19 protein-coding genes are annotated in these 15,787 nt (G+C 35.6%); 8 read left to right on the top strand and 11 right to left on the bottom strand.

The features are described 5' to 3' along the window. Positions 1-99 precede the first annotated feature (99 nt). Complete coding sequence (locus CVS92_RS07130; RefSeq protein ID WP_107788992.1) at positions 100-519, top strand: TOBE domain-containing protein; 420 nt, start codon at positions 100-102, stop codon at positions 517-519. A gap of 276 nt (positions 520-795) precedes the next feature. Continuing rightward, positions 796-930 carry a hypothetical protein gene (locus tag CVS92_RS09230; protein ID WP_265094453.1) on the top strand — a complete coding sequence of 45 codons (135 nt, stop codon included), beginning with the start codon at positions 796-798 and terminating at the stop codon, positions 928-930. Between the two features lie 27 nt (positions 931-957). On the opposite strand, the gene CVS92_RS07125 is transcribed toward CVS92_RS09230, so the two are convergent. Together CVS92_RS07125 and CVS92_RS07120 are read right to left on the bottom strand one after the other, a co-directional pair. After that, a complete protein-coding gene (locus CVS92_RS07125) occupies positions 958-1,185 on the bottom strand; it encodes a replication/maintenance protein RepL (RefSeq protein WP_087586731.1) in 228 nt (75 codons plus the stop codon). Between the two features lies 1 nt (position 1,186). Beyond that, entirely contained in the window at positions 1,187-1,552 is a 366-nt protein-coding gene (locus CVS92_RS07120) for a diacylglycerol kinase (RefSeq protein WP_107788991.1), read from the bottom strand. 53 nt (positions 1,553-1,605) lie between these two features. Between CVS92_RS07120 and CVS92_RS07115 the strand changes: the two genes are divergently transcribed. After that, on the top strand, positions 1,606-2,364 hold the full coding sequence (locus tag CVS92_RS07115; protein WP_107788990.1) for an exodeoxyribonuclease III: 759 nt from the start codon (positions 1,606-1,608) through the stop codon (positions 2,362-2,364). Between the two features lie 3 nt (positions 2,365-2,367). Here CVS92_RS07115 and CVS92_RS07110 read toward each other — a convergent pair whose 3' ends face one another. Continuing rightward, complete coding sequence (locus CVS92_RS07110) at positions 2,368-4,788, bottom strand: GGDEF domain-containing phosphodiesterase (RefSeq protein WP_107788989.1); 2,421 nt, start codon at positions 4,786-4,788, stop codon at positions 2,368-2,370. Then, positions 4,778-5,650 carry a cytochrome-c peroxidase gene (locus CVS92_RS07105; protein ID WP_072594031.1) on the bottom strand — a complete coding sequence of 291 codons (873 nt, stop codon included), beginning with the start codon at positions 5,648-5,650 and terminating at the stop codon, positions 4,778-4,780. The genes CVS92_RS07110 and CVS92_RS07105 overlap by 11 nt, the downstream gene beginning before the upstream one ends. A gap of 141 nt (positions 5,651-5,791) precedes the next feature. Between CVS92_RS07105 and CVS92_RS07100 the strand changes: the two genes are divergently transcribed. Both CVS92_RS07100 and CVS92_RS07095 read left to right on the top strand, forming a co-directional pair. Next, positions 5,792-6,238 carry a type II secretion system protein gene (locus CVS92_RS07100; RefSeq protein ID WP_054195989.1) on the top strand — a complete coding sequence of 149 codons (447 nt, stop codon included), beginning with the start codon at positions 5,792-5,794 and terminating at the stop codon, positions 6,236-6,238. 248 nt (positions 6,239-6,486) lie between these two features. After that, positions 6,487-7,818 (top strand): MATE family efflux transporter, encoded by a 1,332-nt coding sequence (locus CVS92_RS07095; RefSeq protein ID WP_107788988.1) that lies wholly within the window; start codon positions 6,487-6,489, stop codon positions 7,816-7,818. Here CVS92_RS07095 and CVS92_RS07090 read toward each other — a convergent pair. Genes CVS92_RS07090 through CVS92_RS07075 form a run of 4 tightly spaced genes read right to left on the bottom strand, consistent with a single transcriptional unit; the run spans position 7,799 to position 11,824 of the window. After that, a complete protein-coding gene (locus CVS92_RS07090) occupies positions 7,799-8,605 on the bottom strand; it encodes a metal ABC transporter permease (protein WP_054195991.1) in 807 nt (268 codons plus the stop codon). The genes CVS92_RS07095 and CVS92_RS07090 overlap by 20 nt on opposite strands. Before the next feature lies 1 nt (position 8,606). Continuing rightward, positions 8,607-9,392, bottom strand: a complete 786-nt coding sequence (locus CVS92_RS07085) for a metal ABC transporter ATP-binding protein (RefSeq protein ID WP_107788987.1) — start codon at positions 9,390-9,392, stop codon at positions 8,607-8,609. After that, positions 9,389-10,894, bottom strand: coding sequence for a nickel/cobalt transporter (locus CVS92_RS07080; protein WP_107788986.1), 1,506 nt, complete (start codon positions 10,892-10,894; stop codon positions 9,389-9,391). The genes CVS92_RS07085 and CVS92_RS07080 overlap by 4 nt, the downstream gene beginning before the upstream one ends. Positions 10,895-10,897: 3 nt before the next feature. Further along, the gene (locus CVS92_RS07075) at positions 10,898-11,824 is read right to left on the bottom strand and encodes a metal ABC transporter solute-binding protein, Zn/Mn family (RefSeq protein WP_107788985.1); all 927 of its coding nucleotides are present in this window, start codon (positions 11,822-11,824) and stop codon (positions 10,898-10,900) included. Positions 11,825-11,972: 148 nt separating this feature from the next. Here CVS92_RS07075 and CVS92_RS07070 point away from each other — a divergent pair, with 148 nt between their 5' ends. Beyond that, the gene (locus CVS92_RS07070; protein ID WP_084109795.1) at positions 11,973-12,332 is read left to right on the top strand and encodes a Fur family transcriptional regulator; all 360 of its coding nucleotides are present in this window, start codon (positions 11,973-11,975) and stop codon (positions 12,330-12,332) included. Here the strand turns inward: CVS92_RS07070 and CVS92_RS07065 are convergent. Beyond that, on the bottom strand, positions 12,323-12,715 hold the full coding sequence (locus CVS92_RS07065) for an acyl-CoA thioesterase (protein ID WP_087583398.1): 393 nt from the start codon (positions 12,713-12,715) through the stop codon (positions 12,323-12,325). The genes CVS92_RS07070 and CVS92_RS07065 overlap by 10 nt on opposite strands. A 46-nt stretch (positions 12,716-12,761) precedes the next feature. Between CVS92_RS07065 and CVS92_RS07060 the strand changes: the two genes are divergently transcribed. Further along, positions 12,762-13,487 carry a class I SAM-dependent methyltransferase gene (locus CVS92_RS07060; RefSeq protein WP_103619564.1) on the top strand — a complete coding sequence of 242 codons (726 nt, stop codon included), beginning with the start codon at positions 12,762-12,764 and terminating at the stop codon, positions 13,485-13,487. Here the strand turns inward: CVS92_RS07060 and CVS92_RS07055 are convergent. Together CVS92_RS07055 and CVS92_RS07050 are read right to left on the bottom strand one after the other, a co-directional pair. Continuing rightward, the gene (locus CVS92_RS07055) at positions 13,484-14,362 is read right to left on the bottom strand and encodes a DMT family transporter (protein WP_107788984.1); all 879 of its coding nucleotides are present in this window, start codon (positions 14,360-14,362) and stop codon (positions 13,484-13,486) included. The genes CVS92_RS07060 and CVS92_RS07055 overlap by 4 nt on opposite strands. After that, a complete protein-coding gene (locus tag CVS92_RS07050; RefSeq protein WP_107788983.1) occupies positions 14,359-15,108 on the bottom strand; it encodes a DUF4197 domain-containing protein in 750 nt (249 codons plus the stop codon). Before CVS92_RS07050 ends, CVS92_RS07055 begins: the two co-directional genes overlap by 4 nt. Positions 15,109-15,216: 108 nt before the next feature. Between CVS92_RS07050 and CVS92_RS07045 the strand changes: the two genes are divergently transcribed. Then, the gene (locus CVS92_RS07045) at positions 15,217-15,777 is read left to right on the top strand and encodes a manganese efflux pump MntP family protein (protein WP_107788982.1); all 561 of its coding nucleotides are present in this window, start codon (positions 15,217-15,219) and stop codon (positions 15,775-15,777) included. The last annotated feature ends 10 nt before the right edge of the window (positions 15,778-15,787 follow it).

Below are 15,787 nucleotides of genomic sequence, written 5' to 3'. Positions count from 1 at the left end.
TTTTTGATATTAATAAATTCCACTAATTGGTTTTAAGCTTTAATTAAAAATGTTCCTTTACAATTACGAAAATCTTTTAAATTAAAACAAGGAGAAAATATGTCAATAAGCGCAAGAAATCAATTAAATGTTGAAATTTCTGAAGTAAGAACAGGTGCGGTAAATTCGCTGATCGCTGGTAAACTCGCAGGTGGTGAGGTGCTAAAAGCAACTATTACAGTTGATAGCGAGAAAGCTCTTGATCTAAAAGTTGGTAAAAAAGCTATATTTTTATTCAAAGCTTCAAGCGTTATCGTTTCAAAAGACGATAGCATCAAACTAAGTGCCACAAACCAAATAAAAGGCACTGTAAGCGAGATAAAAGATGGAGCTGTAAATGCAGAGGTGGTTATCGATGCAAATAGTAGCAAAATTTCAGCTATCATCACAAAAGAGTCTGTTGGTAACCTGGCTTTAAAAGTAGGCGATAATGTAACTGCAATCATTAAAGCAACTCAAATTATAGTCGGTGTTAAATAATTTATGGAGCAGTTTTGCTCCGTTCCTTCTAAATTAAATTTTATTCTTAAGCTAAAATCTAAAATACTCTAAAATTCGTCAACTAAGTTATAAATTTAAATAAGTCGTAGTGAATATTTTTAAAGCTATTTACTTAAAAATTTTATAGGAAGATTTATATTATTTTTTTACTTTTATAGCCTATCCGCCATTTTAAGCAGAGCATGGCACGCCAAAGGTTCACCAAACAATAGGCGGCCAAATATCAACACAAAAGCCCAAGTCATAAGCTCTCAAATGGCTATACCTATACCAAATTTATATGCAGCTGGTAAAAGATCACAGGTGGCGTTCATGAGCCATCCGTCTAGGGTCGTCGCGATAACTGACCGCTTGACATTTTGCATAATCGCTGCTAAGACTATCGGCTAAAAAGATGTTGTAAACGTTTGCTTGCTACTATAAATTTTTAAATCTATAAACTCCATTTTTCACTCGCTCGAAAATTTTCTTCTCTTCAAGCAGTTTAAAGGTATTTATTACGGTTGGTTTGCTCACATCTAGCTTTTTGCAAATTTCTGAAATTTTTACTACAATAAAGCCATTTTCATCACAGCTTTTAACTAGCAAATTTATAATTTCTACCTTTTTCTCACCAATTATTGCCTTGTAAATTTCTTCATTCATACTAGCTCCAAATTTTATATCCTATTGCCACGCACCAAAGCGCGCCACATAAGAAATTTGCGATCATCACAGCTGCACTTCCTGCATCTTTTGCCGCCTTTGCTAAGGCGTGATAGTCTGGGCTTGCAAGATCAGTTACTCGCTCTAAGCCTGAGTTTAGGCACTCGCAAACTAGCACAAATGTCATGCTAAAGATCAAAAATAGATTAAAAATAAGGTCAAAATTCCAAAAAAATAGCGATAGTGTTGCTAATAAAAATATGCAAATTTCTATCCTAAAGCTCTTTTCGTTTTTGAAAATTTCAGCCAAACCCTCTCTTGCGTAGCCAAAATTTTTAAAAAATTTATACTCTGGCTGGTTTCTCATAATTTTCCTTTTTGTGATTTTTGGCATAATTATAATTAAAAAAAGGATGAAATTTGAAACTTATTAGCTGGAATGTAAATGGACTTAGAGCACTTGTAACAAAAGATGGCTTTGGTTGGCTTGATGAGATAAAGCCTGATTTCTTGGCACTTCAAGAGATCAAGGTCAAAGAAAGTGACGTACCAAAGGAAATTTATAACCTTGGCTTTAAAGATATCAGTGTAAATTCAGGCGAGAGAGCCGGATACTCTGGCGTGATGAGCCTAGCAAATTTTGACATTTCTACACAAAAGGCAGCTTTTTTCGACGACACGGAGGGGCGTATTTTGGAACATAGATTTGGCAATATCGTGCTTTTTAATATCTATTTCCCAAACGGACAAAAGGATGACGAGCGCCTAGCCTATAAAATGGACTTTTACGAGAAATTTCTAGCTTACTGCAAAGAACTTGTAAAAAGCGGTAAAGAGGTGATATTTTGTGGCGATGTAAATACTGCTCACCGTGAGATCGACCTTAAAAATCCAAAGGCAAATGCCAAAACTTCTGGCTTTTTGCCTATCGAGCGAGCATGGATCGATGAGGTGCTAAAAAGTGGCTTTATAGATACTTTTAGAGCTATAAATGGCGACGTAGCGGACGCTTACTCGTGGTGGAGCTACCGCTTTAATGCAAGGGCTAAAAACGTCGGCTGGAGAATTGATTATTTCTTTATCTCGCAAGGATTAAAGGATAGGCTAAAAGATGCATTTATCTTGCCAGAGATCACAGGTAGTGATCACTGCCCAGTTGGCATAGATATAGAAATTTAGCCACTATTCCATTCTGCGAGGCTTACCCAGTAAGAAACCTTGTGCGTAAGGTATTCCAAAATTTTTGATTTGGTTTAAAATTTCTTCTGAACTTGCAAACTCGGCTACTATTTTGTAGCCTTGCTTTTTTGCAAAGCTTACGATGGTTTCTACTAGAACTCTAGCATTTTCATCAAATGGAAGCTTTTTGATTATCGAGCCATCTATCTTTATGGTGTCTATATCAAGCTCCAAAATTCGGTAATAGTTTGAGTATCCTGAGCCAAAGTCATCAATAGAAATTTTACATCCATAGCCCTTGACGCGTTTTATGAAAGAATTTACCGCAACATAGTCGCTAAGCTCTTCGCTCTCTAGCATTTCAAAGCAAATTTTATTAGGATCTTTGCACTCGTTTAGCTTGCTCTCTATAAGCTCTCTCATGCTAGCATCAGCGATATCGGTAATTGATAAATTTATCGAGAACATATAATCTGGATATCTTTTAGCAAGATCAAACGCAAGACTTATCACCTTTTTGGTTATTTGCGGATATAGTTGTGTTTTCATGGCAATATCTAAAAATTCGCCCGGATAGTGTATCTTGCCATTTTGATCGATTATACGAACCAAAACTTCATAATACTTTGCTTCAGTTTCATTTTCTTCTAAGTTAAAGATACCTTGTGCTTCTACGATGACTCTATCGTTTTCTAACGCATCTTCGATTAGCTGGACTGCTAGCTGGTTTTTGTGATATTTCATCTCAATGGCGTCATTTTCTAGATAGTAGTAAATATTGCTACCATTTTCTATTGCGAGCTGATTTGCAAGGACTGATTGCATTAGGCGGTTAGTTTGTGGGGTATCGTTTGGCAATGAAACACCAAATACTATCTTTATGCCTGGTAAATTTTCAAATTTTTCATCAATAGCAACATTTATTCTATTTGAACCAAAATATTCTCTAATATATTCAATATCTCTTACGATATTATCGCCTTCATACCATATATAAAATGCGTCATCTTGAAATCTAAATAGCTTTGCTTTTATCTCAGAAGTATCTATACAAAGCTTTAGTGTGTCAGCTACTGCTTTTAGCATTGCGTCGATAATCTTAGTTTGATAAAAGAATCTTAAAATTTTAAAATTCTTAATGCTTAAGCAAATGAGCACTCCATCTTTTTGTGCGTCTAAAATTTCAGTTAAAGCAAAGTAGTTGCCAAAGCCTGTTAGCTTATCGATTGAAGATTGTATTTTTATTTGTTCATTTTTTTGAGTTAGTTCGTTTAGTATCAGCGTCTCTTTAGTCCTGTCAAGTTTTACCGCTATATAGCCTTCAAATTTATTTTTAAAGAAAAATGGTGAAAATTTTACCTTTTCATATAAAAAATCACCACTTTTTGTTTTGCTTATAAGCTCATCGCTCTCCCAAGGTAGAGATTTTTGCAGAGCATCTTTTATGGATTCATAAAAGCTTTGTGGGTGCATATATGATTTTAGTATTCTAGGATTTTTGCCTATTACTTCTTTTAGCTTGTAGCCAGTTTTTTCTTCAAAGGTTTTATTTACATATGAAATTCTATTGTATTTGTCGCAATAGACAATAGAGCTATGATCATTTTCGATTGTAGAACTTAGAAGTTTGATCTGCCTTAAGCGCTCTGAGGCCATTTTAATTTGATATAGGCCAAATGCACAAAATATTATAAATGCAAGTAAGCAAATTGTTTGAGCTATTTTTGTGTTATCTACTGCGTCAGAGTGAAATTCTAGGATTTTATTTCTAAAATTTTCTAGCATATTATCAAGATGTAGCTCTTTTGCACTATTTGAGATTGTATGTAAAGTTTTTGTAGCTTGAGCTGCATAAAGTATCTTGTCTAATACGCTTTGAGCTTTTTGGTTATCTTTATACTCGTTTTTATACATTTTTATTTGCTTTGAAATTTCATCTATTACTTCAGGACTAAGCATCAAAGCACCTTTTATCGCATAAAATATAGGCTCAAGCTTATTTGGAAGTGCTAGATTTTGTATCTCATATTGACTTATTTGGATATAAGAATCTATAGATGAGTTTACATAAGCTGATCTTTGTAAAAAAAATACTTTTTTACTAAATACATCTCTTATGTTTTGTAGATCTTTTGTTATTTCATTTTGATGAAATAACAGCATCTCATCACTAAGCATTGAAAGGTTGCTCAAATTTGTATCAAAAGAATTTATGTCAGCATTGAGTTTGTCGTAGTTTGAGACATCATAAATATTATTTAAAGAAAAAGTTATCTCATTGTCTATAAATTTTAGATTTAAAATTCCATCATCAAATTTATGAGCCGTATCAATGGCTATATTTGCTTTATATATAAAAAATGCACTAACGAAAAATATAGCTACTAAGACGCTAAGTACGGTTCTTGTTCGTTTAGTACTCATTTAATATCCTAGGCTTTTTACCATTTAATGTCAGAAAAAATGAGTATAAAGCATCAATTTCATCTTTGCTAAGAACGTATCCTAGCTGGTAGTTACCAATAAAGCTTATAGCCTCTTTTAGATCGTTTATCTCTCCATGAGATAAATATGGAGCAGTTTTTGTAATATTTCTTAGTGATGGTACTCTTCTTAATCTTTTGCTTGTATCTAAGGCAGAAATTTTTTCTCGGCCAATATCTTGTGTCAAATTTCCTCCTAAATTTCTACCATTATGACAAGCGGCACAGCCTATATTATTGAATATCTCAAATCCTTTCTTTGCGCTATCATCTATGGCATTGTTATCACCTGATATAAAACGATCAAATGGCGAATCAACACTTAAGACTGCCTTTTCAAACTCAGCTATTGCATCTGCAATATTATCAAAATTAATGCCGTCATTATAAATTTTTTTAAATAAAATTTTGTACTCAGAGATATTATTTACAGAATCCACTATCTTGTCGTTATCCGAGTTTAGTTCTATTCTAGAAGTTATGGACTCTTTTACTTGATCTTTTAAATTGCTAATCTTTGCATCGCTATAAAATAGATAGTTTGCTGCAGCATTTAATATGGTTGGAGGATTTAAAGTGCCTTTTTCCATGCTATCTTGGTTGCTTCCACTTAAATTCCAGTACAAGTTGTGACAAGTTTGGCAAGAGTAGTTTTCATTTGGGCTTAGCCTTTTGTCAAAAAAGAGTTTTTTGCCAAGCAAAGCCTTTTCTTCATTATATTTTACTACCGTAAGAGGTTTGTAGGATTCATATTTGCAAAATGAAATCGTGATGATAAATAGACAAAGTATAACGCCCTTCATAACGCCCCTAATTTTTAATTTTCTTTTTTATATCGGCAAATTTTTGATTTTTTATATAGTACATTATTTTATTGTTTTTTTGAAATTTATGATACAATTCGCTCGATTTAGAAAATATTTATATTTCAGGGAGGAGAAGTCATGAAAAAAGGCTTTACGATGATTGAGTTGATCTTCGTGATCGTTATATTGGGTATATTAGCCGCGGTTGCTATACCAAAACTAGCTGCAACAAGGGATGATGCAGAGATAGCAAAAACTGCTACAAATATACAAACACTTATTGCTGATTTGGGTTCTTACTACACTTCACAAGGCGAATTTGCTAGTAATTCGGATATTAAAGAAGCTGTCAAAAAAATGTCAAATGTAAAAATACCAGTAAAAGCAAAAAATGATGAGTGTTTAGAGGTACGTCCTGGAAATAACACTAGTGGTGAAATAGGCATTACTATAAAAACAGGTGGTCTTTGTGAACAAGTTTGGGGATTGCCAGGACTAGTAGATGTTAAAGCTCTAATCGAAAGTAGCGACAATAAGACAGCTAATACGCTTAAATTTGGCGGCATGGGCATAAAATATAAATAAAATTTTTAGCAAGGTTTTTCCTTGCTTTTTATAATTTTTGGCTTACTAAATTTTTAATACAACAAAGACTGATAGAAATACAAATTTTTTACACAAATAATTTATATACATAAAAATAAGCTTTCTAAGATTTAATGCGTTGCCAAAAGATATCAATCATAATTATGCTAATGGGTAATGGCTTTTTATTAAATTTAATTGATTTTATCCTTTACAAATTTTAAAGATAAAAAACGTAAAATCAAGCCATGGATTTACTAAAAGACCCGTTAAATAAGCTCATCATCTCGCTCTCGCTTCCAGCTGGCACCGCAATGATGTTTAATACTCTTTATAACGTTACTGGCACATTTTTTGCAGCAAAAATTTCTACCCTTGCCGTAGCTGGTATGGCTATGAGCTTTTTGCTTTATCTAAGTATTGTAGGCATTGGGCTTGGTTTTGGCTCAGCACTAACTGCGCTAATAGGCAATAGTCTTGGAGCAGGAAAAGTAAAAATGGCTAAATTTTATGCGGCAAATGGAATTATCTTTGTATTAGTATTTGCTATTTTTATGGGGTTTTGTGGCTATTTTTTAGCACCAAATTTACTCACTTTTTTAGGAGCTGATCATCACTATTTAAAAGAGGCACTTGATTACGCGGGTGTTATCTTTCTTGCTGCACCATTTTTCTTGATTATCAAATCTCTAAACGGAGTGCTTGTAGCGCTTGGAGATACAAAAAGTTACCGCAATTGGCTATTTTATGGCCTTTTTATCAATGCATTTTTTTGCTACTTTTTTGCATTCATTTTGGATCTTGGTGTAAAAGGACTTGCTCTAGCAACAGCTAGTGTTCAGCTTTTGGGCATGATCTATCTTTTTGTAAAAGTTAAAAAAGCTAAGATGATCGAGCCAAGAAATTTAAGCTATTTTGTACCAAATTTTAGCATTTGGGCAAAGATTACAAAGCAAGCTCTACCAGCTTGCTTAAACTATCTATCGATGTCGCTTGGCTCACTTGTGCTTTTAAAATTTATAAGCTACTATGGCGTAAATGCCGTAGCAGGATATGGTATAGCTTTGAGGATAGAGCAAATTTTAGTATTGCCGACCATTGGTATGGCCGCAGCAGTTTTAAGTATCGTTTCAAGAAACTATGGTGCTAAAAATTTTAAAAGAGCTAAGCAATGCTATAAAATTTCGCTTCTTTTTTTGCTTATTTATTGTGTACTTGCTTGTATCTTTATTAGATTTTTTGGTGAAGATATGATAAGAATTTTTGATGATACGCCGGCAGTTTTGGAGATAGCAGGGCTTTATCTTGGTATAAATTCTCTTGCTTACGTAGCTTATGGCACGATAAATGTCTCAGGCAGCACTCTTCAGGCCATAAAACGCCCAGTGGCTATCTTTTTGCTAAATGGATTTAGGCAATTCGTACTTCAAGGATCACTTTTTTACGCGGTAGTCTTCTATTTTGGTCTTGAGATAAAATTTATATGGCTGGCTCTATTTTTTAGCGTCTATCTCACAGCCATTTGTTTTGTCTTTTGGACGCTTTATCAGTTAAGAAGGTCTACTGGCGTAAGCTTTTAAATTTAAAACAAAAAGCAAAAAAGCAAAGTGAAGCAACTAAGATTATGCTAGCTCCGCCTGTTAGGTTAAAATAAAAGCTAATAAATAGACCGCTAAAGCAAAAAACGACCGAAAAGATAGTAGAGATTAACATCATCAGTCCAAGTCTTTTGGCAAAAATTTGTGCTAAATATGGCGGTATAGTAAGAAGAGCGATGACTAAAATCAGCCCAACAACACGAATCGTAGCCACCACACAAAGTGCCATCATACATACTAATAAATAGTGAAAAAATGTTGTATTTACGCCGCGCAACTTTGCAAACTCTGCATCAAAGCTAATAGCTACAAATTGACGGTAAAAAAGGGCAATGAGTGCTAAAAATAAAATATCTAAAATACTCATGAATGTTATATCTTGCCCGCTCACTGCTAAGATGGAGCCAAAAAGATAGCTCATAAGATCGGCATTGTATCCCGGAGTTAAATCGATAAAAATGATACCAATGGCCATGCCAAATGCCCAAATAGCGCCGATAACTGAGTCAATGTTGGTTTTATCTTTTAGCGTGATAGTGGCGATTATAAGGGCTAAAAAGAGTGAGAATATGCTAGCTCCAAGAAGTGGTTCAAGCGAGAAGAAAAAGGCAAGTCCTATGCCGCCATATGCTCCGTGCGCGATACCGCCAGCTATAAAAGTCATTTTATTTATAACAACGAGTGAGCCTATGAGCCCACAAATGATACTAACTAAAATGCCAGCAATAAAGGCATTTTGCATAAAATTTAACTCTAAAATTTCACTCATTTTATCTCTTTAGCTTAAAAACATTACTTTTTATTTTGCACTCACATTCACCAAGTGCGATCTCGACATCGCAAAAATGGCTATGAGATTTTGCCAAATGCTCTATAAATTCTCTTTTTGCGGTATCTTCATGAGTTTTATGAATATGTAAATTTTTACTCACATAGGCGATTTTTGTAGCATAATTTAGCACGATATTTAGATCGTGACTTACCAAAACTATGCCAATACCGCTTGCATTTATATTTTTTAAAATTTCATAAATTTCAGCCTGGCCCTTTGTGTCGATACTGGCTGTTGGCTCGTCTAAAACGAGAACCTTTGTATTTGCACAAAGCGCTCTTGCGATATATACACGCTGTCTTTGACCACCGCTTAGCTCACCAATTCTAGCGCTTGCAAATTCTTTCATGCCAACTTTCTCAAGGGCACCAAGAGCCATTTGTTTCTCAGCTTGTGAGTAAAAACCAAAAATTTTTTTATCTATTAGCCCCATTAAAACTACTTCTAAAACCATCATTGGAAAGCTTTGATTTGAGAGAAAATTTTGAGGCACATAACCTATAAATTTACTGACTTCGCTTGGCTCTTTTCCAAAGAGCTTTATCTCACCGCTTTGAGGCTTAAGCAGCCCTAATATAAGCTTTAAAAGCGTGCTTTTGCCACCACCATTTGGACCGATGATAGCTAAAAACTCATCGCTACTATAATCTAAATTGATACCTTCTAAAACCACTTGCTTATCGTAGCTAAAGTTTAAATTTTTAATTTTTATAATTTCTTTCAAAACAGACTCTTTTGCGTAAATGTAGTAGTAAAAATAAAAAGTCCAAGCCAAAGCATAACACTAAGAGCCATAAATTCGGCATAGATTTTAAACTTTTTTAACTTAATGTTTGTGCTCTCATTTATCTTGGCTCCAAAAACAGCTGCTAAAAATATCACTGCGCTCATGCCAAGCGCCATAAATAGGCCACTTATAACGCCTGCAAAATAGCTGCCTAGCTCATTTGCTAGCACAAAGACAAGTATCGTGCCAGGACAAGGAATAAGTGCTGCAGCAGCCGCGACCAGCCATTCTTCTTTGTTTTTTGGTTTTTTTGTAGTACAGATATTACAGCCACAGTCGCTAGTAAATTTTGTATTTTTACTCAAATTTTGGCTTAAACTTGAGCTAAAAATATAAAATTTATTTAACTCTTTTTTACTTGAAAGATAAATTTTGACCTTTTTATAAAGCATAAAAATCGCTACAAAAAAGATAATAGCGCCAGAAAATGCTGTCGTAACACTTGCTGTATCTTTTGTCAGATCGCTACTAATCTCACGCAATATCATAAAACTAGCAAGCACAAAAATAAACGCGCCTACAACATGCAAAAATCCGATCTTTAAAGAGAAGAAAAAGGCTTTGGTGTAGCTTCCACCAGTTGCGGCAAAATAAGAGCTTGTAAGCACCTTACCATGTCCCGCAGATGCAGCGTGCAAAAAGCCATAACCAAATGATATGAGCGCTAAAAATAGCAGGGCTAGCGGACTTTTTTGATCAAAATTTCTTAGAATTTGCTTTAATCTATCAAGCATGCTTAGACTTGTTTTTGAAACAAGATCAAACTTAGCTTCATCGATCTTATCGATCTGACTTAAATTTTCATCTTCAAAATTTACTGAGTTCGGCTCTTTTAGAAGCCCTTTTAATGCAGGCTTTTCGTTATGAGCTTTGGCTGCAGCTTTACTTGAAAATGTAAAAAATATTAAATTTGCATTTGGATTTGGTATCGTCCAAAACTGATCTGATACCAAAAATGCGTTGTTTTGTGTAAATTTAAAATTAAAATATCCCTCTTTGTCGTCCATTTCAACAGACACCACAAAGTCATCTTTAATAAGCAAATTTGTCTTAAAACTAACGTCAAATTTTAGTCTGCCCTCATCAAAATAGAGTTTATACTTTTTTAAATTTAGCTCAAGCTTTGTAGCATTTTCATCTTTGTAAAAGTACTCAATATTCGTTAAATAGTGCCTTGGCACAAGATAATCAAGTAAATTTAAGCGGATCTTTTTGATCTCGCTTTCATCTATCTTTTCATCCTGATTTAGGTCAAAATTTTGCCTCATAAGCTCTGAGAAATTTTGTGAAAATGTCCATGAAAAAGCAATTGTAGTGATATTGTTTTCGTTTGAGTCAAATTTTACGCTCACGTGAGCGGTCGGGCTATAAAGCGAGCAAAGAGCACACCCGAAGGCATTTATGGTAAATAAGCAAATGACAATCAGGCGTGCTAACATTTTTTATAGACTCTTAGCAAAAATTTCTGCTGTTTTTTTCATCTCATCTAGCCAATTTTCTGGGAGTTGATCAATGCTTATGACCTTTGAGCCAGTCTCTTTTGCTACTAAATTTGCAGCCTTTGTTGGAAACTGCGGAGCCACGAAAATGACTTTTACGCCGTGCTCTTTAGCCTCTTCGATGAGCTCTTTTAACTCAGCTGGCTTTGGCTCTTTGCCCTCTATCTCGATAGCGATTTGCTCTAAATTATAGCGTTTTGCAAAATATCCCCAAGATGGGTGATATACGATAAATTCGCGAGTTTTAACATCTTTTAGAGTATTTTTTATAAAGCTATCAAGCTCGTCAAGATTAGCTTTAAATTTAGCTAAATTTTCCTCATAGAGCTTTGCATTTTGCGGGAATTTCTCTATTAATGCCTTAGCAATATTATCAGCTTGAGTTTTTACTAAAACTGGATCAAGCCAAATGTGTGGATCAAGGCCGTCATGATGATGGTGATGATGCTCGCCAGCTTCGTGGTCATGGTCATGATGCTCGTGATGCTCATGTTTATGCTCGCCCTCATGCTTGTGCTCGTGATGTTCATGGTGTTCATGTTCATCACTCATAGCTATCTTTTCGATGCCTTCTTGTGTTTTTACAATGTGTAAATTTTTAAAAGATTTTGAAAAACGCTCTAGCCAAGTATCTTCAAACTCAATGCCAATAGCAAAGTAAAGTTCGCTCTTTTCAAGCTCCTTCATCTGTTTTGGCTTTGGCTCATAAGTGTGCGGATCAGCACCTTTGCCAACCATTGTATTTACGCTTAGTGTATCACCTGCGATTTGCTCAACAAAAAATTTTGTAGGCAATATACTAGTCGTAACAACTGGCTTTGCAAAAAGCGACAAAGCGCAAACTGCTAAAAAAACAAAAATCTTTCTCACCATCTCTCCTTTGTTTGAAAAAAATATTGCGGAAGTTTAGCAAATTGCAACTTGGTTGCAACTTAAAGAACGAAAGCCTAAATATAGTGCTTTTTAAATGAAATTTAAAACTTTTAGCGTTAATATACAAAAAATAAAAAGGGCAAGGATGAATGCAAGAAATTTCTTAGAAGAGCATAGTATCAAGGCAACTACTTTTCGCATAAAGCTCGTTGAAATTTTGCAAAATGCCAAAACTCCATTAAGCTATGATGAAATTTTAGAAAGCCTTAATGCAAATAAAACCACTTTTTATAGAAGCATAGAAATTTTTGAAAAAAAGGGCCTTGTCATAAAAACTGAAAATAATCATAAAAGCTACTACGAACTAGCAAATGAGGCAAAAGCGTACTTTATCTGTGATGTCTGTCATAAAGTCACAAACATCGATATGCCACATCTAAACGTCGCTAAAAATATAAAAAGTGCCGTGATAAAAGGCGTTTGTGATGAGTGTGATCACGAGTAAAGAGCGATGATCTCAGCTGGAATGGCTTTTGGGCGGTTTGTCTTTAGATCGATATAGACAAACTCCGTCTTGCCAGTTGCTATTAGCTCGCCATCCTTTTTAAACTCAAAATATCTGCATGATGTCGCCTTGCCCTCAGTCTGCGTGTAGGTGTGAATTTCTATCTTGTCCATCAGCTTTGCGCTTTTTATATATTTTGCTTCATTTTTTCTAATGAGCCAAATTTCTCCCCTTTTATACTGCGCCTCGACCGTGTCGCCAACAGCGGCAGAGTGGGCAAATGCAGCCTCTTGCATAAGCGTGAAATAATAGACATTGTTCATGTGACCATGCATGTCGATGGCTTGTGGCGGGATGGTGACGTGATATATAAAATCTCTCATTTTTGACCTTTTTTGCTAAAATTATAACCAAAAATGAGGAGCTAAAATGCAAAATTTATGGGATAAAAAGGCATCAAACTACCAAAGATTTGACGGCAAGATCAGCGCTATCCAGCAGCAAATTTTTGGTAAAGCCTTGGCTTGGGGAGTTGATTTTAGTGGCAAAGATATCCTTGATATCGGCTGTGGCACAGGCGTTTGGAGCATATTTTTATCAAAAACGGCTAAACATATAACAGGCATCGATAGCTCAGAAAAGATGATAGAAATTTTAAACGAGGATGCAAAGAGATTTGGCGTGACAAATTTAACAAGCGAGGTTTGCTCGTGGAGAGAATTTAAGCCAACAAGGCTCTTTGATATCGCTATTTGCACGATGAGCCCAGCCATTGCAAGCGATGAAGATTTTGCAAAATTTCAAAACTGCGCCAAGCAAAAGCTCTATCTTGGCTGGGACAAGCCTAGAAGCTCTGATCTGCTTGAGCCATTTTTTGAAAAATTTGGCCGCGTGCTCTCACAAAAAAATGTCGTAGATAGGCTTGAAGCGTGGCTAAATGAGCAAGGCATCGCTTTTAAAAGTCAAATTTTAAACGAAACTAGGATCGCTAGACGAAGCGTGCAAGAAGCAGCTGAAAATATCTGCTGGCACCTTGAGATAAACGGAGCTAAAAACTACGATGAAAAGGCGGTTTTAGCGATGTTAAAAGAGAGATTTGAGGGCGAGTTTATAGATGAGAAAATAGACTCGCAAATGAAGCTTTTTGTCTTTTAGAGCTTAAATTTAGAGCAAATTTGCTTGCCAAATTCGCTAAAAATGACGCCAAAGATGATGAGCATGGCTCCAAAAATTTGCCAGATGCTAAGTATCTCTCCAGCAAAAAAGTAGCCTATTAGCCCAGCAGAGACTGGCTCTAAGCAGAAAAATAGGGCCGCCTTGCTAGCGGTCGTGTATCTTTGAGCGATCGTTTGCACAAAGTAGCAAAATATGGTGCCAATCACAGTCGTGATAAATATCGCTATGAAAAATTCCCTATCAAATTTTGGCACAACGCTACCTTCAAAAAACGCAAAGACAAACGAGAGCAAAGAGACGGTGAGAAAGACTACAAAGACAAGTAAATAAAGCTCACTCTTTCTTACAAAGTGGCCATTTAGCGTAGTATAAAGCGCATAAAATATCGCACAAAGAAGCGCCAGCACCTCTCCAGCCCCAAGTGCAAGCGTGGCGCCACTTAATAGCCAAAGTCCAAAAATAGCAATAAATGCACCAAGGATGGCAAAAATGGTTATCTTATTTTTAAAAAAGATAGCCACCATAAAAGGGACTATCACACACTCAAGCCCCGTGATAAACGCAACACTTGAGCTAAAAGTAAGCTTTAGAGCATAAGTCTGCGCGGTAAATGATAAAAATAGCACAACGCCAAGGATTACACCGTATATAACACTCTTTTTGTCAAATTTCTTAGCAAATTTAAGCGCGACAAAGCCCATAAAAATAGCCGAGAGAAAAAACCGGCAAAAAAGCATGACAAAGACACCATTTGTTTTTAGCGCGTTTGCCATGGGTAAAAACGTAGCTCCCCAAACGATGGCAACTACGACAAGAGCGATGTCGGCTTTGTTTTGAGCGCTTAAATTTCTCATTTAAGGATCGAATCTAGCACCTTTTTGCCACTATCTAGGCTAAAGCCGCTTCTTAGCCCCTTTTCCTTCTCGCTCATCACGTTAAATAGCCCATCTAGCGTCTTTCTCGTGATATATGTGTTTAGATCCTCGCTATCTTCTGGCACGTACTCACTTGCGCCTAAATTTTTAGCTAGGCTCTTTACTGATTTTATCGTTGCGTTGTTTTTTGCTGAGCCACCGATAAAAGAATTTAGCCCATTATAGGCAGTCGCAAAGCTATTATCACTCATCATTTTCTCAATTATCGGAGTAAACGCCGCCTTTAGCTTTTGGCTAGAACTTTGCTGCAAATACTTTGTAACGCTGTCGCTGCCGGCGTTAAAGAGCTTTTTGACATCGGCCTCGCTCATATTTTTTATGCTATCGCTAAAAATTTCAGCAGCCTTCGGTACAGCCGTAGTTGCAGCGTTGTTTATTGACTTGCTAAGATCCTGCGCCCACTTCTCACCACCAACCTTTTTGGCTAAATTTGATGCCATCTCAAGGCTTTTTGGGAGTGGAATTTTAGCTGTGGCGTTGTTTATAAAGCCCTCTTTTGAAAGCTCGCTAACAGCGGCATTTAGTGCCTCGCTAACTAGGCTTTTATAATCGCCACTTGATGCGTGAGTGGCGATTTTGACGCCTTTATTTATCATATCGTCCATGCTTGCAGCTTGTAAATTTAAAGCAAGTGTGCCACAAAGTATCATAAGAGATCTTTTCATCTTTTCTCCTTTTTTAAATTTAAAGCAAAATCATACAAAAAATATCTAAACACTTAAAATAAATTTAATCTTTTTAGACTACAATTCGTGCCTTTTTAAAGGAAATTTATGGAGCTTTTACTTCTTAGCTTTGCTCTTAGCATGGATAGTGCGGCACTAAATATGGCAAATGGTGCAAGGTATAAAAATTTGGTTCTTAGCAAAATTTTATTTATAGCTTTTATGCTTGGCTTTTTTCAGTTTCTTATGCCGCTTCTTGGCTATTTTTTAGGCATTAGCTTTGCTAAATTTATAAGCTCTATCGATCATTTCATCGCATTTTTTATACTCTGTTTTCTTGGCTTTAAAATGCTAAAAGAGGCCTGTAGTAGCGAAGTCGGCGAGTCATTGGGCATGGATCTTAAGACCATTTTTATAGGCGCATTTGCCACGAGTATCGACGCGCTTGCCGTTGGTGTTACACTTAGCTTTGAAGAGATAAACATCTTTCAAAGCTCGCTCATCATCGGTGTAGTCTGCTTTGCATTAAGTTTGATTGCTTTTTATATAGGTAAATTTATGGGTGAAATTTTAGAAAAAAAGGCGCTCTTTTTGGGAGGAGCGATATTAATTTTTCTAGGTTTTAAAATTTTAATAACGCATTTAATTGAGAACGGCACAGTTCAATAAAAATTTAAAA

The sequence above is a fragment of the Campylobacter concisus genome (genome assembly GCF_003048555.1).
Classification (GTDB): domain Bacteria; phylum Campylobacterota; class Campylobacteria; order Campylobacterales; family Campylobacteraceae; genus Campylobacter_A; species Campylobacter_A concisus_AO.
This window is presented reverse-complemented; position numbering and strand designations above follow the sequence as displayed.